At 48.8% G+C, this 18,701-nt stretch carries 9 protein-coding genes, 2 tRNA genes, 2 rRNA genes and 1 pseudogene; 9 read left to right on the forward strand and 5 right to left on the reverse strand.

The window, feature by feature from the left end:
- Nucleotides 1–298: 298 nt before the first annotated feature.
- Together tsaA and rapA are read right to left on the reverse strand one after the other, a co-directional pair.
- Nucleotides 299–990, reverse strand: a pseudogene (gene tsaA, locus FXF61_RS03625) (tRNA (N6-threonylcarbamoyladenosine(37)-N6)-methyltransferase TrmO).
- Nucleotides 991–1,068: 78 nt separating this feature from the next.
- On the reverse strand, nt 1,069–3,942 hold the full coding sequence (gene rapA, locus FXF61_RS03630; protein WP_151183983.1) for an RNA polymerase-associated protein RapA: 2,874 nt from the start codon (nt 3,940–3,942) through the stop codon (nt 1,069–1,071).
- A gap of 157 nt (nt 3,943–4,099) precedes the next feature.
- Between rapA and FXF61_RS03635 the strand changes: the two genes are divergently transcribed.
- The 3 genes from FXF61_RS03635 to ccoM all read left to right on the forward strand — a co-directional run bounded on the left by FXF61_RS03635 (nt 4,100) and on the right by ccoM (nt 4,899).
- Complete coding sequence (locus FXF61_RS03635; protein WP_151183984.1) at nt 4,100–4,405, forward strand: aspartate-semialdehyde dehydrogenase; 306 nt, start codon at nt 4,100–4,102, stop codon at nt 4,403–4,405.
- Between the two features lie 23 nt (nt 4,406–4,428).
- Nucleotides 4,429–4,644: a hypothetical protein gene (locus tag FXF61_RS03640; RefSeq protein WP_151183985.1), complete on the forward strand. Its 216-nt coding sequence runs from the start codon at nt 4,429–4,431 to the stop codon at nt 4,642–4,644.
- 138 nt (nt 4,645–4,782) lie between these two features.
- The gene (gene ccoM, locus FXF61_RS15225) at nt 4,783–4,899 is read left to right on the forward strand and encodes a cytochrome c oxidase subunit CcoM (protein ID WP_306108667.1); all 117 of its coding nucleotides are present in this window, start codon (nt 4,783–4,785) and stop codon (nt 4,897–4,899) included.
- A gap of 119 nt (nt 4,900–5,018) precedes the next feature.
- Here the strand turns inward: ccoM and FXF61_RS03645 are convergent, their stop codons facing one another.
- The 3 genes from FXF61_RS03645 to FXF61_RS03655 form a co-directional block, all read right to left on the reverse strand.
- Nucleotides 5,019–8,483, reverse strand: coding sequence for a PAS domain-containing hybrid sensor histidine kinase/response regulator (locus FXF61_RS03645; protein ID WP_151183986.1), 3,465 nt, complete (start codon nt 8,481–8,483; stop codon nt 5,019–5,021).
- Between the two features lie 132 nt (nt 8,484–8,615).
- Nucleotides 8,616–9,554: a sensor domain-containing diguanylate cyclase gene (locus FXF61_RS03650; RefSeq protein ID WP_256663494.1), complete on the reverse strand. Its 939-nt coding sequence runs from the start codon at nt 9,552–9,554 to the stop codon at nt 8,616–8,618.
- A 148-nt stretch (nt 9,555–9,702) separates the two neighbouring features.
- The gene (locus FXF61_RS03655; protein ID WP_256663496.1) at nt 9,703–10,131 is read right to left on the reverse strand and encodes a GNAT family N-acetyltransferase; all 429 of its coding nucleotides are present in this window, start codon (nt 10,129–10,131) and stop codon (nt 9,703–9,705) included.
- Nucleotides 10,132–10,196: 65 nt separating this feature from the next.
- Between FXF61_RS03655 and FXF61_RS03660 the strand changes: the two genes are divergently transcribed.
- From FXF61_RS03660 to FXF61_RS03685, 6 genes are all read left to right on the forward strand, one after another.
- A complete protein-coding gene (locus FXF61_RS03660) occupies nt 10,197–10,904 on the forward strand; it encodes a response regulator (protein WP_151183988.1) in 708 nt (235 codons plus the stop codon).
- Nucleotides 10,901–12,508 carry an ATP-binding protein gene (locus FXF61_RS03665; RefSeq protein ID WP_151183989.1) on the forward strand — a complete coding sequence of 536 codons (1,608 nt, stop codon included), beginning with the start codon at nt 10,901–10,903 and terminating at the stop codon, nt 12,506–12,508. Before FXF61_RS03660 ends, FXF61_RS03665 begins: the two co-directional genes overlap by 4 nt.
- Nucleotides 12,509–13,048: 540 nt before the next feature.
- Nucleotides 13,049–14,591, forward strand: a 16S ribosomal RNA gene (locus tag FXF61_RS03670).
- Between the two features lie 195 nt (nt 14,592–14,786).
- Nucleotides 14,787–14,863: transfer RNA gene (locus FXF61_RS03675), tRNA-Ile, on the forward strand.
- A 293-nt stretch (nt 14,864–15,156) separates the two neighbouring features.
- Nucleotides 15,157–15,232: transfer RNA gene (locus FXF61_RS03680), tRNA-Ala, on the forward strand.
- Between the two features lie 252 nt (nt 15,233–15,484).
- Nucleotides 15,485–18,592, forward strand: a 23S ribosomal RNA gene (locus FXF61_RS03685).
- Together the 16S and 23S rRNA genes with 2 tRNA genes alongside form the textbook arrangement of a ribosomal RNA operon.
- The last annotated feature ends 109 nt before the right edge of the window (nt 18,593–18,701 follow it).

The following is an 18,701-nucleotide window of genomic DNA, read 5'->3' on the forward strand; positions in this document are numbered from 1 at the left end:
AAGAGCCATGCTACAGACTTGAAGACAACATCAATGATCAACTGCAGTGTGCGGGTGTTGTGGCGAGCGAAGCCAGGGATGGCGTAGCGCCCGCATCACGCCAGGATGGCGTGTTAAGGGAAGAACAGCACTTGCACGCTGCAACATGCGCCAATTGTTCCTGAAAGTTTTTATTTGAGGTGTGCTGGTCATTGCGTAGATAATTCTGAATGCTTTTAATTGTTGATAGCCTATATGGTCCGGCATACATGAAAATCTGATGTTTTTGATTATTGAGTAAATAATAGCTAGGCCACGATTAAACAGAACTAACCTCGAGTACTTCAATCTGCTCAAGCGTCAGATAATGCCAACGAATCTGTACATCGTAAAACTGCACACCATAGATGCGCTCAGGCGTCGGTTGCTGGTAAGCCGGTCGAGGGTCTTGTGCTAAGCATTGTTCAATCAGTGCTTGCAGTGGTTGTGCTAAGCGTTGAGCATGCTGTTGCGCTTGCTGTAAGGCGGTAGGTTGCCAGCTTACCGCAATTAATTCAGGCGCATCATCGGCAATCGCGTTATGCGCACAGGGCAAGCTATCGGCATAAGGCACATAGGGTTTGATATCCAGCACTGGCGTGCCATCCAGTAAGTCTATGCCCGAGATCCATAAACGACCCGGCTCTACGCGATCCAAGCGCACGGCTGACTGACCAATGCCATTAGGACGATGAGTGGCGCGACTGGCAAATACGCCAATACTTTTATTACCCCGAGCCGTGGCGGGCGTACTTTTAAGCGTGGTGTGCTTTCTAGGGTTTTATGAAATAGAAAGATCACCCAAATATGACTGATGTCTTCTAGACCTGCGATAGCATCAGCTTGATCGTAGGGTGCTAGTAATTCAATACACCCCTGTGCCGCAGGCGCCAATAAGGGCTGGCGTGGGATAGCAAACTTTTCTTTAAAGCATGAGCGCACATAACCAATGGGTTTGACAGTATAGGTCATGGGCTTATCTCCAAAGTATGTGCTGAGTACTGAGACACTGCGCTTGCGTCACGACCAAGCGCAGTGTGGTCAATCGTCTTAACCTGCGACCAGTACCCGTACCGCTTCAAGACGCAAGGCGGCTTTAGCAAACATGCTTAAGCCCTGTTCCTTGTAAGCACGTAAAGTCTCGATTTCTTCATCGCGCACGCTTGGATTGATCGCCTGCAATGCCGTCAGGCGTTCGATTTCTTCATCCATGCTCGCGGCAAAGCTGGCTGAGGCCTGCTCGACACGTTCAGTATGGCGAGGCTGCATGCTGGTCTGCGCGCTGTCGACTAAGCGCAACAAAGTCTCACGTTGTGCGCGCGCAAATTTACTGGCGCTGGAGCGCGGTACACTTTCGAGTTGATCATTGAGCGTTTCAAAGCTGACACGCGATGCCAAATCAGTACCTTTTTCGTCCATTAGGCAGCGCATGGCGATCGGTGGTAAGAAGCGGCCCAGTTGCAAGTGTTTCGGTGCAATGGCTTCGCTAACAAACAGCAGCTCCAGCAGCATAGTGCCGGCTTTAATGGCTTTGTTTTTCAGTACAGCCACCGCGGTATTACCCATTGAACCGGACAGCACCAAATCCATACCGCCTTGCACCATAGGATGCTCCCAAGTGATGAACTGCATGTCTTCACGACTGAGTGCCAATTCCCGATCATAGGTGATGGTCACCGCTTCATCGTCGCCAAGCGGGAAGCTGGCATCGAGCATTTTCTCGCTAGGGCGCAAAATCAAGGCGTTATCAGAGTGGTCTTCGCTATCAATACCAAAGGCATTAAATAGCTGCTCCATATATATCGGTAGCGTGTAGGTATCGTCTTGCTCGGCAATGGCTTCAACCAATGCTTGGCCACGCCCAGCACCGCTGGAGTTGATTTCTAAAAGGCGGTCACGGCCTTTTTCCATCTCGCTTTCCAGTTGCACACGCATTGCGGCGGCATTGGTTAGTAGAGCTTGCCAACTTGCTTCATCATCTGCATCAAGCAGCAGCGTTTGCAGTTGCTCGGCAAACTGCAGTTGCAGGGCATTACCGGTTGGGCAGGTGGATAAAAAGGCGTTCAGTGCCTGCTGATACCATTCGAAAACTCGCTGCTGCGCTGTGCCAATAAAGTAAGGCACATGAATCTCGATGCAGTGCTGCTGACCAATACGATCCAGACGACCAATACGTTGCTCGAGCAAATCAGGGTGTTGCGGTAAGTCAAACAACACCAAGTGGTGACTGAATTGAAAGTTACGGCCTTCACTGCCAATTTCTGAGCAGAACATCACCTGTGCGCCAAATTCATCATCGGCAAACCAAGCCGCTGCACGGTCACGCTCAATAATGCTCATGCTTTCATGGAAGGTGGTGGCGGGGATGCCCGAGCGAATACGCATGGCATCGCCCAGATCAAGAGCAGTTTCCGCGTGTGCACAAATGACTAAGACTTTTTCTTGCTTCAGCCCTTTCAGGGTCTCAAGCAGCCAGTCGACGCGCGGGTCAAATTGCCACCAGTGCTGTTCGCTGCTGCTGTCGTCTGAGTCCTCTGTGGTTAACGTGGTTGGACCGCCTGCGTATAATTCTGGATACAGTTGTGCATGCAAATCTACAGGGTTATTGAGGTATTGCTCAGGGCAGGGTAGCGCTGCAGCATGCAGTTTGCGCTCAGGGAAACCTGAAATGGCTGCGCGGGTATTACGAAACAGCAAACGGCCAGTGCCGTGACGATCCAATAGCTCGCGAATTAAGCGTGACGCGGCTTGATCGTCCCCCGCATTAAATGCGCTGATCAGTGTTTGGCTGTTATCGCCCAAAAAATCTTGGATGGTTTTTTCTGCGCTAGCGCTTAATTGCTGTTGATCCAGCAACTCGCGTACAGCGTTGGCAATTGCTTGATAGTGCGTGCTCTCTTCACGAAACGCGGCGAGATCATGAAAGCGGTGTGGATCGAGTAAACGTAAACGGGCAAAGTGGCTGTCTTGACCGAGTTGTTCAGGGGTGGCGGTTAGCAATAATACGCCGGCAATGGTAGCAGCTAAGCTCTCGACCAGTTGGTAAGCAGGACTGGGCTGCTCTGGATGCCAGACCAAGTGATGCGCCTCATCGACCACCATAATGTCCCAGTCGCAATTGTACAGCGCCTCTTGCGCGCGCTCGTCTTCAACCAGCCAGTTCATTGCTACCAAAGCGATTTGGCAATCATCAAAGGGGTTGTCGGCATCGCTGGCTTGAAAACGCTCAGCATCAAAGAGTGCGACATCTAGATTAAAGCGACGGCGCATCTCTACCAACCATTGGTGTTGCAGTGTTTCTGGGACCATCAACAGAATGCGACTGGCGCGGCCACTGAGCAGCTGGCGGTGAATAATCAGACCGGCTTCGATGGTTTTACCTAAGCCAACTTCATCGGCTAAAAGTACGCGTGGGGCAATACGGTCAGCCACTTCTTGGGCTATGTGCAGTTGGTGAGCAATGGGTTGGGCGCGTACGCCAGCTAAGCCCCAGAGGTTCGACTGCTGCATGTCGCTATTATGCTGAAGTGAGTGATAGCGCAGGGTGAACCACGGTAAGGGATCAACTTGTCCTGCTACTAAGCGATCGCTGGCCATGCGGAACTGAATAAAGTTTGATAACTGTGTTTCGGGTAAGACGCAGTCCTGGTTGTTGCTGTCAAAACCTTGATAAATCAGCAAGCCATCGATTTCGCTGACTTCACGAACAGTCATAGTCCAGCCGTCGAAATGGCTGATTTCATCGCCTGGTACAAAGCGAACACGGGTTAAAGGGGCATTGCGCTGCGAGTATTGGCGAGTCTCCCCTGTGGCTGGGTAGAGGATAGTAAGTAGGCGGCCATCGCAGGTCAGAACGGTGCCTAGGCCCTGCTCAGCCTCGCCGTCACTGATCCAGCGTTGTCCGGGTTGATACTGCTGCGTCATGCTTGTCTCCGTGTTATGTAAAAAGCGCGTCATGATAACGGATACTTACGCAGAGAACACGGTCGAATCGTTGTGACAGAGTGCAAAGTTATTTAACAGACATTCTTTTCTGGGCTGGTTATAGTACAACTTGCCTGTTTATTATTGGAGTGGCCCTATGTTACCTCCTATACCGCAAGGCCTTGTGCCGGTGACCTCTCAGCACGATGTGGCTAAGCCACAACCCGCTGTTGCGCCAGTCGTTCCAGTGCAGGAAAGTGCTAAAGGCAGTGCAGTTAGCTTAGATCGAGATGAAGTCGCGGCTGCGCAGGAAAGAGCGCGACAGGAGCAACGTCGACGGCAGCAGCAGCGCGAAGCTGAGCGGGACGAAGCGGGAGAAGCACAGCAAATCCCTGCACAATTAGTAGAGGATGAAAGTCGAGAGCTGTCTCGAAAAGGTTTGTGGGTGGATATCAGTGTGTAATAGCGAGCGGTACTGATGGTTGCGTGCCGAGCAGTAAGTTGATTGATAGTAAAACAGTGGGTGGCAGTATGAGTCGTGAGTCTGTAGATAATGTGTTGGATTTATCAAGTGAGCGTCAGCGGCGTGTACATGATTTAAATGAAAAACGCTTACAAAGTGTGCGCGCTGCGTTTGTTAGCGTATTGCCTTTGCCGGAGGCAGGTGCAAAGCCTAAAAAGAAGACTAAGAAAAAGCGCTAGCACCCGCTTTTTATGACATGTACAGCGCTGTGCACCATCAGGAGTCATAGAGGGAATTAATTGACCTCTATCAATATGCGGCAGACTGTAGTGACGTATCGTAATTGGCAGTCAATTTTAAAGCGTAAGGAGATTGCAATGTTTATGGATGTAGTGGTTTTTGCCGGCATTGGGACAGTCGCCCTTATGGTCGCTTTCTTTTTCGGTCTTTATTATTTTGTTAGAAGAGAAGAGCAAAACCGCAAGGAAAGCTGATCTTTTCTAACTAGTACAGGCACGCAAGGCAATTTGGGCAACTTAGGTTGCCTTTTTTTTACGGATAGTTTAAAGCTAAGCGCCTAGTTAAAGGCGCTGCTGAGTCGCTGGTTAATAGCTTAGCTGGGTATATGCCGGTTGATTAGAGCACGTAATGCTGCCGGTTTTACCGGTTTAGCTAAAAAGCTAAGTCCCGCAGCATGTACTTGCTTTAAGAGCTCTGGGCGACCATCAGCACTGATAACAATACCAGGCAGGGGCGCATTGAGTTGTTCACGTAGCCACTGCATAAGGGCAATTCCAGTGTCACCACCGTCTAGGTGAAAATCTACCAATGCCAAGTCAGGCCTTATACCGTCTGCAATCATAGTAGAGCATTCCTTGCGATTGCTGGCGGTAACAACTTCGCAGCCCCAGCGCGATAGTAAGCTGTGCATACCGACTAAAATACTGCTCTCGTTATCAACGCAAAGTACGCGCAAACCAGCTAAAGGTTGCGCTGGAGCGTTGTCTTTTTTGGCCGGTGCTGTGCTGTTATCCAATTGACCGTGGAATATGGGCACGGTGATGCTAAACACACTGCCTTTGTCTAGCCAAGAGCGTACTTCGATACGGTGTCCGAGCACTTTACTGAGTCCATCTGCAATCGCAAGGCCGAGTCCTAAGCCCTTTTCTTCGCGGGTTTGATGACTGTCTAAGCGTTTAAATTCCTCGAATATAAATTCTAGCTTATCTTGTGGGATGCCTTGTCCTCGGTCCCATACGTCAATACGCACGTTATTGCCTTTGCGTCGAGCGCCGAGTAAAACGCTGCCGTTCGCATAACGAAATGCGTTGGTGAGAAAGTTTTGCACGATACGACGCAACAATCTTGGGTCGCTGATGATGTTGAGTGATGTGCTGCGCAAGCGAAAATCAATGCCTTGTTGCTCTGCTAGCGCAGTAAACTCAGCGCCAAGTGCCTCGAGCCAAGGCCCTAAGGCTAAGGGTTGGCAGTGTGGTGTAATACGTCCGCTTTCGAGGCGAGAGATATCTAGCAAATCACTGATTAGATCTTCAGCTGAGCGTAAAGAACTGTCGAGGTTTTTGACTAATTCTTGTGCGTCTTGTGGGAGTGACTCATGATGCGATAATGCAGCTGAGAACAGGCGCGCAGCATTTAAGGGCTGCATGAGATCATGACTGACCGCTGCTAAGAAACGTGTTTTGGACTGATTGGCATTTTCAGCGACATGTTTAGCATCACTGAGGGCAATGTTGAGCTGTGAGAGTTCAAAGGTGCGCTCGCTGACGCGCTGCTCAAGACTTTCATTGGCTTCTTTTAATGCTTGTTCTGCTTTGCGGAAAGCTGTGATGTCGGTAAAGCTCATCACAAAGCCCCCACCGGGCATTGGATTACCAATCAGTTCAATGACGCGGCCATTGGGAAATAGGCGCTCAGAAGTGTGCGCGTTACCTCGGCGCATCCATTGCAGTCGCTTATTAACGTGTGCATCGACATCACCAGGCCCACAAAGGCCAAGTCTGGCATTATGACGAATAATATCGGCAATCGGTCGGCCCACTTGGATTAAATCATCTGGGTAGTTAAATAGTTTTAAATAACGACTGTTCCATGCGACCAAGCGTAACGAGCGGTCAACTACACTGATACCCTGGGTGATGTTTTCAATGGCACCTTGCAGCAGTGTGCGGTTGAACTGCAAAACTTCAGATGCTTCACCAACAATGCGCACAACGTCTTCAACATACATCTCGCGTCCTTCAATCGCAGCTTTAACTACGACACGCGTGGATGAGGCGCCTAGGACACCGGTGAGCAGACGTTCAGTATGGGCAACCCACTCGCTGCTCGCGGTTTCTGCTGGGTTAAAGCCTAAGCCTTGCTTATAAGCGAAGCGAATAAAACTCTGCTTGGCGCGGTCCTCTCCAACAAAGCGGCCCGCTAATGTGAGCAAATCGTTAATTTGTACTGTGAGGGTTTGACGGCTGCCAACATGCTGACCTATAAAACGACTGGCTTGCCAGTGCTCTGATACTCGAGTCTTGGAGAATAAGGACACCAAAACAAAGAGTAAAAAGTTACCGCTTAAGGAAAGCAGAAAACCAAGTGTTAGTGGGTCTATAGGCAGTCCGAAAGGTCTATTTGATAGCCATGTCAGGCCTGGGAATGATGCTAGCGACCAGCCTGTGCTGCCCGCAATTAAGGGTAAGACAAGGGTGTAGGCCCATAATACAGAGCCGGCAATGAGGCCGGCAAAGACCCCTTGACGATTAGCCTGTTTCCAAATCAAAGCACCCAGCATAGCTGGCGCCAGTTGAGTGAGCGCAGCAAAAGCAATCTGGCCAATAGTCGCTAGACTGGTATTGGCGGCCAGCAATCGATAACTGGTGTAGGCCAGTAATAAAATAATGATAATGCTCAGGCGCCGAGCGGTGAGCATCCAATAGCGAAAAGCTTCAAAAGGCCTGTCTGTGGTGCGAGCGGCGAGCATTGAAGGCAGTAAGATATGATTGGAAATCATAATAGCTAAGGTTACGGCTGCGACAATCACCATGCCGGTTGCCGCTGATGCCCCGCCAATAAAGGCGATGATGGCTAAGGTTGGATTGCCTTCCGCCAGAGGTAGACTGATAACAAAGGAGTCTGGCACGACTGACGCAGGTAGGCGCAGTTGGCCAGCTAGGGCGATTGGGATAACGAATAAGGCAACCAGCAGCAAGTACGCTGGAAATACCCAGCGTGCTATACGCAAATCTGCATAGTTATTGTTTTCTACCACCGTTACATGAAATTGCCGCGGTAGTGTATAAATTGCCATCATCGCAACACAGGTCTGCACAATCATGGCAGGCCAATTGGTTGCTTCATTCCAATAACTTTCAAGTTTTGGCGCCTGTCTGGCTTGTTGCCATAAATCTCCAAAGCCATTATAGAGTCCGTAAATGACGAACAGCCCGACGGCAATAAAGGCTATTAACTTAACCACAGACTCAAAGGCAATCGCAAACATGAGTCCACGGTGGTGCTCTGTTACATCGAGATTGCGAGTACCAAATAAAATAGTAAATAGGGCAAGAGCAACTGTGACAATTAGAGCTGTGTCTTGCGCATGCATGCCTGTCGCGTTAGCCGATGAGCCGGTTAGTATGTTTACGCCCAGCACGATACCTTTGAGCTGCAAGGCTATATAAGGTAATACACCGACGACACTGATCAGGGTAACAACAACAGCAAGGCGTTGTGATTTGCCGTAGCGTGCAGCTATGAAGTCAGCGATTGAAGTGATGTTCTCTTGTTTACTGATAATGACCATTTTTTTTAGCACCCAAGGCGCTAATGTCAACAGTAAGATTGGGCCGACATAAATAGGTAAAAATGACCATATTTGCTCAGCAGCTTGACCTACAGAACCGAAAAACGTCCAACTACTGCAATACACTGCCAGCGATAGGCTATAAATAGTTGAACGCATGCGTGGGCTGATGGTTGTGCCGTGACGGTCGCCGTAAAATGCAATAGCAAATAAAATTGCCATATACGCTAGTGCGACCAGTGCGAGAAGCCCTGTAGATATAGACATGAATTATACGACCTGAAACATGGGTAAGACGACGGCATGTTAAGTAAAAATGAGCGCATAAGATAGCGTATGTTGATGTTGCAACTGAGCATCTTATCGTGGCAGAGGTCTGGATATTAGGTCAGTTGGTGTTTAGTCAGCAATGTGGTAGCGGTTGCGGCCTGCCTGTTTCGATAGGTAGAGTTGCGCGTCTGCTCGATTCAGCCAATCCTGCCAGTTTTCATTTTCTTCTAGTACAGCGCCGCCACTAGAAACACTAACTGAACCGGCTGGGCTCTGGAGTTTACTAAATACTTGTTTTTGCAGCTTGTCTGCCACAATAGTTAAACCCTGCTTGTCAGTGTCAGGCAGCAGCAGGGCGAATTCTTCTCCACCATGGCGGAAAAACAAATCGTTTTCGCGCATTGTTGCTTGTACGATGTGGACAAAATCAATAAGTATTTGATCGCCTGCTTTGTGCCCTAGCGTGTCGTTGATGTTTTTAAAATGATCGAGATCCATAACCAGCAAGCTGTACACGCGGGAGCTTCTGCTGTCCTTGGCTGCTTTGTAGAGTTCTTCTGTCATGATGCGACGATTATATACGCCAGTTAGAGGGTCATGTGCGGCAAGAATTTCAAGGCGCTCACGCTGGTGCTGAGTTCTGTAGGCAAAGATAAAAGTTAACAGGCTAGACAGTAGGCAGGTGACCAGAAATTCGGACATCTGATAGGTGTTAGCAAATACAGAATTGGGGTTTAGCGTGTGATACATGGCAATGCTACACAAAACGACCAACATGATAATTAGTGCGCGAGCAGGCGACACCATAAAAAAATTGAATAGCACTAGTGGATAGATCCAAAAGAAACTGTTAATGCCTGAGTTGATAGCTGCAATAGTGGCTGCTGCTGAGCAAATTATTGCGAGATAAGTGCCAGGCTTCGCTGCGTTGTCGGTGCGCCATGCATAGATCACAGCAATAATAATCGACACGACAACTACGGTGTCGGCGATGGCTGTAATGAAACTCCCTATGTAGATACGGTATAGCGCATAAGGCGCGATAGTAAAAATTGCAATTAAACCCATTAAGGTAAGAATTGAGAGTTGAAAATTATGCCTTAAGCGTTTTATTGCGAGATAGAGCATGTGTTTTTAGCCTGCTTTTATTTTTGTTTTCATGAGTATGCACATAAAGTCGTCATAGTGAAATACGAGTGATAGCCAAGGGCCATATTTAAAGTTCCTGTGATTTTGCGTAAAACATTGCGATTAATGATTTATGCTGTTGATATCGAGTGAGTCGGCTGTTTAATGCGTCAGGTAAGTGCAGCGTCTGCTGAAAACCAAGGTTGCTGTAAAAACTGCACAGGTCTGGGTGGCAAAATAACCAAATGGGCGCATTGGGGTAAGTCATTTGGAGGTGTTTGATTAGTAGGCTGGCGACGCCTTGCTGACGAAATTCGGGCGCAGTCAATAAGCTGGTTAACCAATGACCGTGCGCTACAGGTGAAAGGCAGACACTGGCAACGATGTGCGGCGCGCGAACCACCCAAACCTCTGCTTGCTGGGTGATGCGCATTGGGCTGTTGTGATTGCGATAAAACTTATGCACCAGCGTACGTTGGTTTTTTGCTAAGTGTTGGACGCTAAAGCTTTGATTCATGGGTGGCACCATAACAGGTATGGGTGAATATATTGGTTGTGTGGTTTGCTGCTTTTAGGGGTGTTATGAGTACAATCTTAATAGTTGAAGATGATGTGCGTTTGGCGCAATTAACCTGCGAGTACTTGCAAGCGCATGGTTTTATAGTACAGCTTGAGCGTGATGGCGGCTTAGCCGTGCAACGAATTTTAAAAGAACAGCCTGATCTGGTTGTTTTAGATTTAATGCTGCCAGGGCAAGATGGGTTTTCCATTTGTCGTGACGTGCGCTCAGGCTATACGGGGCCTATCTTGATGTTAACCGCGCGTACTGATGATGCTGATCAAGTGCAAGGCTTTGATGAGGGGGCTGACGACTATGTGTGTAAGCCGGTGCGGCCGTCCATATTGTTAGCACGCATTAAGGCTTTACTGCGTCGTGCTGATAGTTCTGATGATAAGGATGCCACAGTCGAAGTGCTTAAGTTTGGCCGACTGACTATCGATCATGGTCGGCGCAGCGCCTTTTTAAGCGGTGAGCATATTGATTTGACTGGGGCGGAATTTGACTTGCTCTGGCTGCTTGCGCTTAACGCGGGTACACCTTTGTCGAGAGAAACTATTTTCAGTCAGTTGCGTGGCATTGAATACGATGGTGTAGATCGCTCCATTGATGTGCGTATTTCGCGAATACGTCCACGCATTGGTGATCACAGTGAGCAGCCGCAAGTTATAAAAACAATTCGTAATAAAGGGTATTTGTTTGTGCGTGAAGCAGCGCAAGAGCTGTTGTGAACTCGATCTTTCTAAGAATTTACGGTGGTTTACTGGCGGCACTTGTGTTGACAGCGGGTTTAGCGGTCTTGGCCCTGCATTTGACCAGTGAGATTCGCACAGAGCAGCATCGTGAGCGCTTGGCAACAGGTACGTTTCGTCTTATGTCATCGAATTTAGCTGCTCTTGATGTCATTGAGCGAAAGCGAGCAATTGTCCTATGGAGTCGACTGCTTGGTGTGCCGCTGCGGATTAAAAACGCTCAGCTTCTAGAGTTGGATAGATCAGAGCTGGGCCGTGTTTTGCGCGGCCGCGTTGTTGTCAAACATGATGATGCTAGTCCAGCGAAAATTTATAGCCTGATTAGTGCGGCCGAACGAGAAGTGCTGACTGGAGAGGTGCGGCGTGTTAGTGAGCAGTTAGCTCGAGCTACAGTGTATTTGTTAATTGATGAGCTTGTACGTTACCCCGCTGCAGAGCAAGCTGCTAAGCTCGCAGCGCTTGCTGAAGAGCACCAGTTCGGTTTTGATTTGCAGCTGTTAACTGTTGATAAGACAGATTTAGATGCTGATCAGTTGCGCAGGATCGAAGAGGGTGAGACGGTGATGGCGCTTGATCAAGGTGGTGCGGCAATTCGGGTATTTGCCGGTGTTAATGAAACACCTTGGGTGCTTATGCTGGGGCCTGTATATCAGGTCAATGTTTATCCAGCTTATCTGCTGCTGTTTATTGCAGTGCTTGGTTTAAGCATGATTGGAGTCTTGGTGTATTTGCTGGTTCGACACTTAGAGCGACGCTTGCAGGATTTAGAAAGCGCAGCGTCTAGGATTGCGCAAGGGCATTTAAATGTACGGGTTGTTGAAGATGGCAGTGACTCCGTTGGACGGTTAGCTGTGCGCTTTAACGAAATGGCCGCGCGCTTAAAAGTTTTGATCAATGTTCAGGGGGATATGGTTCGTGCTGTTGCTCATGAGTTACGCACGCCGTTAGCGCGTCTGCGTTTTGGTTTAGATATGGCTGCCAGCGCGGATGAGCAAGAGGCGCGCAGTAAATATTTGCAGGGCATGGATCAAGATGTGGATGATATGGATGCACTGCTTGATGAGATGCTGACTTACGCTCGGTTAGAAGCAGGTATGCCGTCGATTAATTACAGCAGGGTTGAGTTGAATGCACTCATTGATCAAGTGGTCGAAGAGTTGCAGCCGCTGCATGCAGGTATAGAATTAAACGCTATAAAGGCGAATGCTGTTGAATGCTGGGCTGATGCGGAGGTGAGGTATTTGCACCGAGCGATACAGAACCTGGTGAGTAATGCGCAGCGTCATGCGCATCGACGTGTTTCGATTACTTGCTGGGTTCGGGATGAGTTGTGCTACATAGCAGTTGAAGATGATGGTCCTGGGATTACAGAAAAGCTTCGCGAGAAGGTGTTTACACCATTTTTCAGAATGGATGATAGTCGTACTCGGTCTTCTGGTGGCCACGGCCTTGGCTTGGCCATTGTAAAACGCATTATGTACTGGCATTCAGGGCGTGTACGGATTGAAGATAATAGTCGTTTAGGTGGTGCGCGGGTGGTATTGGTCTGGCCGCAATATGTAGCCAAGGCCGGCACTATATAGATACACGTAAAGAGTCTGAAACAATCTAGCAGCTGTTTCTAAAGTTTTTTTGTAAATACTGTTGACAGGTAGATGCTGTGCTGTAGAATGCGCACCTCGTTAGGCAGATAGAGCAACACAGCTTAACGTAACAGGTTGATTTTTAAGGATTTATTTTTAATGTCAGCTTGACAAGGTGGCGATCTAGTGTAAGATTCGCAGCCTGCCAACGAGAAGCGTAAGCGCCTCGCCGGCACCAAGGAGTTAGACGGAAGCAATAATTAAAATCTTCCAGAAAATAAGCCTTGACAGTTACTTTGGGAGATGTAGAATACGCCTCCTCGCTGAGACACTCAGCGAAACGTTCTTTAACAATTTGAATCAAGCAATTCGTGTGGGTGCTTGTGTGAGATGATTGATAGTCAGCAAGATTATCAGCAACACAAGTTATTCGGCGAATGAAAATTTGTAGAATTATTTTTGTCTTTTTTAATTTATTAATAAAAGATATTTGCGATTGCTGAGCCAAGTTTAGGGTTTTCTCAAAATCCGATCAGTATATAACTGAAGAGTTTGATCATGGCTCAGATTGAACGCTGGCGGCAGGCTTAACACATGCAAGTCGAGCGGTAACAGAGAGTAGTTTACTATTCTGCTGACGAGCGGCGGACGGGTGAGTAATGCCTAGGAATCTGCCTAGTAGTGGGGGATAACTTGCCGAAAGGTAAGCTAATACCGCATACGTCCTACGGGAGAAAGCAGGGGACCTTCGGGCCTTGCGCTATTAGATGAGCCTAGGTCGGATTAGTTAGTTGGTGAGGTAATGGCTCACCAAGACTGCGATCCGTAACTGGTCTGAGAGGATGATCAGTCACACTGGAACTGAGACACGGTCCAGACTCCTACGGGAGGCAGCAGTGGGGAATATTGGACAATGGGGGCAACCCTGATCCAGCCATGCCGCGTGTGTGAAGAAGGTCTTCGGATTGTAAAGCACTTTAAGTTGGGAGGAAGAGCAGTTAACGAATACTTGACTGTTTTGACGTTACCAACAGAATAAGCACCGGCTAACTTCGTGCCAGCAGCCGCGGTAATACGAAGGGTGCGAGCGTTAATCGGAATTACTGGGCGTAAAGCGCGCGTAGGTGGTTCATTAAGTTAGGAGTGAAAGCCCCGGGCTCAACCTGGGAATTGCTTCTAAAACTGGTGGGCTAGAGTACGGTAGAGGGTGGTGGAATTTCCTGTGTAGCGGTGAAATGCGTAGATATAGGAAGGAACATCAGTGGCGAAGGCGACCACCTGGACTGATACTGACACTGAGGTGCGAAAGCGTGGGGAGCAAACAGGATTAGATACCCTGGTAGTCCACGCCGTAAACGATGTCAACTAGTTGTTGGGTTCCTTGAGGACTTAGTAACGCAGCTAACGCATTAAGTTGACCGCCTGGGGAGTACGGCCGCAAGGTTAAAACTCAAATGAATTGACGGGGGCCCGCACAAGCGGTGGAGCATGTGGTTTAATTCGAAGCAACGCGAAGAACCTTACCTGGCCTTGACATGCTGAGAACTTTCCAGAGATGGATTGGTGCCTTCGGGAACTCAGACACAGGTGCTGCATGGCTGTCGTCAGCTCGTGTCGTGAGATGTTGGGTTAAGTCCCGTAACGAGCGCAACCCTTGTCCTTATTTACCAGCACGTAATGGTGGGCACTCTAAGGAGACTGCCGGTGACAAACCGGAGGAAGGTGGGGATGACGTCAAGTCATCATGGCCCTTACGGCCAGGGCTACACACGTGCTACAATGGTTGGTACAACGGGCTGCTAAGTCGCGAGACGGAGCTAATCCCATAAAACCAATCGTAGTCCGGATCGCAGTCTGCAACTCGACTGCGTGAAGTCGGAATCGCTAGTAATCGTGGATCAGAATGCCGCGGTGAATACGTTCCCGGGCCTTGTACACACCGCCCGTCACACCATGGGAGTGGGTTGCACCAGAAGTAGCTAGTCTAACCTTCGGGAGGACGGTTACCACGGTGTGATTCATGACTGGGGTGAAGTCGTAACAAGGTAGCCGTAGGGGAACCTGCGGCTGGATCACCTCCTTAATCGAAGACATCATCGTCTTCATAAGTATCCACACGAATTGCTTGATTCAATCTGTAGTAGCGATTGGGTTGTTAGGCCCTTGATAATTGGGTCTATGCTTGGCTTGGTTAAAGCGAACCCCCTGCCGTTGAGGTGGAAAGTAGGGTGAAGTTTGACCGACCGACTGACGGACCAAATGGTGGATTGACCTGTATGGGTCTGTAGCTCAGTTGGTTAGAGCGCACCCCTGATAAGGGTGAGGTCGGCAGTTCAACTCTGCCCAGACCCACCAATTTTGCGTAATGCTGCGTTATTTTATAACTCGCTTAGTTTGACTAAGCTTCGTCATAAAATGCCTTGCCTTACACAAAATTACTTTTTCTGAAAAGAAAAGACAATTATTAGGTGGTTTAAAGGTACCGTTTCATTTGGCTTGTAGCTTTTAAGTTATGAGTTAGGTTTAACGAGTTATTTTTTGCTTAGATCGAGGAAGCTGCCGGAGCGAACGAAGGAGCATACTTCTGTATGTGACTGAGTAAGTGACAAGGCTGACGAAGATATAATCAAAAAAGAGCCGTTAAAAATGGGGCCATAGCTCAGCTGGGAGAGCGCCTGCCTTGCACGCAGGAGGTCAGCGGTTCGATCCCGCTTGGCTCCACCATTATCCAATCGTTCGAAGCTCAGACATGAGCATTTAGTCAGCCGCAGGCTGTTTGAATGTTGATGTCTGGTCTTTACCAGAACTGTTCTTTAAAAATTTAGACATGTGATAGAAGTAAAAAAGACTAGATAATTACTTTCACTGGTAATTGTTTAGGCTAAGGTAAAATTTGTGAGTTTTTTAATTGCGAATTTTCGGCGTAATATCGATCTTCACGTTATAGATATATAACCAAATTGCTTGGGGTTATATGGTCAAGTGAAGAAGCGCATACGGTGGATGCCTTGGCAGTCAGAGGCGATGAAAGACGTTGTAGCCTGCGATAAGCTTTGGGGAGTCGGCAAACAGACTGTGATCCAGAGATCTCTGAATGGGGAAACCCACCCGATGTAAGTCGGGTATCTTATAGTGAATACATAGCTATAAGAGGCGAACGCGGGGAACTGAAACATCTAAGTACCCGTAGGAAAAGAAATCAACCGAGATTCCCTTAGTAGTGGCGAGCGAACGGGGACTAGCCCTTAAGTGGCTTAGAGATTAGTAGAAGGCTCTGGAAAGTGCCGCCATAGTGGGTGATAGCCCTGTATACGAAAATCTCTTAGTCATGAAATCGAGTAGGACGGAGCACGAGAAACTTTGTCTGAATATGGGGGGACCATCCTCCAAGGCTAAATACTACTGACTGACCGATAGTGAACCAGTACCGTGAGGGAAAGGCGAAAAGAACCCCGGAGAGGGGAGTGAAATAGAACCTGAAACCGTATGCGTACAAGCAGTGGGAGCCCGATCACTCAATAACATTGAGTGGCACAATTTTGATGACACACATGGGTTGTTTAGGTAACAATATTTGCTTGCAAATGTTGGTCAACACACTAAACAAGCAGTGTTATTGAGGATCGGGTGACTGCGTACCTTTTGTATAATGGGTCAGCGACTTATTTTCAGTGGCAAGCTTAACCGAATAGGGGAGGCGTAGCGAAAGCGAGTCTTAATAGGGCGACAGTCGCTGGGAATAGACCCGAAACCGGGCGATCTATCCATGGGCAGGTTGAAGGTTGGGTAACACTAACTGGAGGACCGAACCGACTATCGTTGAAAAGCTAGCGGATGACCTGTGGATCGGAGTGAAAGGCTAATCAAGCCCGGAGATAGCTGGTTCTCCTCGAAAGCTATTTAGGTAGCGCCTCGTGTATCACTGCTGGGGGTAGAGCACTGTTTTGGCTAGGGGGTCATCCCGACTTACCAACCCAATGCAAACTCCGAATACCAGCAAGTGCGAGCACGGGAGACACACGGCGGGTGCTAACGTCCGTCGTGGAAAGGGAAACAACCCAGACCGTCAGCTAAGGTCCCAAAGTTATGGTTAAGTGGGAAACGATGTGGGAAGGCTTAGACAGCTAGGAAGTTGGCTTAGAAGCAGCCATCTTTTAAAGAAAGCGTAATAGCTCACTAGTCGAGTCGGCCTGCGCGGAAGATGTAACGGGGCTCAAACCATACACCGAAGCTACGGACATAGACATTCCACTTAAAATCATTCAATTGTTTACGCTTGCGAGCCGTTAGGCGAGCAAAGCACACCCTCACGTTGAGGGAAGTAAAAGTAAAATAAACAGTGGTTTTAAGGGAATGTCTATGTGGTAGAGGAGCGTTGTGTAAGCCGTTGAAGGTGAGTTGAGAAGCTTGCTGGAGGTATCACAAGTGCGAATGCTGACATGAGTAACGATAATGAGTGTGAAAAACACTCACGCCGAAAGACCAAGGTTTCCTGCGCAACGTTAATCGACGCAGGGTGAGTCGGCCCCTAAGGCGAGACTGAAAAGTGTAGTCGATGGGAAACAGGTTAATATTCCTGTACTTCTAATTATTGCGATGGAGAGACGGAGAAGGCTAGGCCATCAGGGCGTTGGTTGTCCCTGTTTAAGGTGGTAGGCAGAGATCTTAGGAAAATCCGGGATTTTGTTAATGCCGAGAGCTGATGACGAGCGTTCTTTAGAATGCGAAGTGGTTGATGCCATGCTTCCAAGAAAAACTTCTAAGCTTCAGATAATTAGGAACCGTACCCCAAACCGACACAGGTGGTTGGGTAGAGAATACCAAGGCGCTTGAGAGAACTCGGGTGAAGGAACTAGGCAAAATGGCACCGTAACTTCGGGAGAAGGTGCGCTGGTGAGGGTGAAGTATTTACTACGTAAGCCTTTGCTAGTCGAAGATACCAGGCCGCTGCGACTGTTTATTAAAAACACAGGACTCTGCAAACTCGAAAGAGGACGTATAGGGTCTGACGCCTGCCCGGTGCTGGAAGGTTAATTGATGGGGTTAGCGTAAGCGAAGCTCTTGATCGAAGCCCCAGTAAACGGCGGCCGTAACTATAACGGTCCTAAGGTAGCGAAATTCCTTGTCGGGTAAGTTCCGACCTGCACGAATGGCGTAACGATGGCGGCGCTGTCTCCACCCGAGACTCAGTGAAATTGAAATCGCTGTGAAGATGCAGTGTATCCGCGGCAAGACGGAAAGACCCCGTGAACCTTTACTATAGCTTTGCACTGGACTTTGAAGTTGTTTGTGTAGGATAGGTGGGAGGCTTTGAAACTGCGACGCTAGTTGCAGTGGAGCCAACCTTGAAATACCACCCTGGCAACTTTGAGGTTCTAACTCTGGTCCGTTATCCGGATCGAGGACAGTGTATGGTGGGTAGTTTGACTGGGGCGGTCTCCTCCTAAAGAGTAACGGAGGAGTACGAAGGTGCGCTCAGACCGGTCGGAAATCGGTCGTAGAGTATAAAGGCAAAAGCGCGCTTAACTGCGAGACCAACAAGTCGAGCAGGTACGAAAGTAGGTCTTAGTGATCCGGTGGTTCTGTATGGAAGGGCCATCGCTCAACGGATAAAAGGTACTCCGGGGATAACAGGCTGATACCGCCCAAGAGTTCATATCGACGGCGGTGTTTGGCACCTCGATGTCGGCTCATCACATCCTGGGGCTGAAGCCGGTCCCAAGGGTATGGCTGTTCGCCATTTAAAGTGGTACGCGAGCTGGGTTTAGAACGTCGTGAGACAGTTCGGTCCCTATCTGTCGTGGACGTTTGAGATTTGAGAGGGGCTGCTCCTAGTACGAGAGGACCGGAGTGGACGAACCTCTGGTGTTCCGGTTGTCACGCCAGTGGCATTGCCGGGTAGCTATGTTCGGAAGAGATAACCGCTGAAAGCATCTAAGCGGGAAGCTTGCCTCAAGATGAGATCTCACTGGAGCTTTAAGCTCCCTGAAGGGCCCTTGAAGACTACAAGGTTGATAGGTTGGGTGTGTAAGTGCTGTGAGGCATTGAGCTAACCAATACTAATTGCCCGTGAGGCTTGACCATATAACACCCAAACAATTTGGGAAGACGAATTGTGACCGAAAGTTCGCAAAGCGCACAAATAAACTGATACTATTGCATGCCTAATTAGAGAAGACGATGATCACGAAAG

Origin of the sequence: Pseudomonas sp. C27(2019) (assembly GCF_008807395.1) — a bacterium.
GTDB lineage: Bacteria > Pseudomonadota > Gammaproteobacteria > Pseudomonadales > Pseudomonadaceae > Denitrificimonas.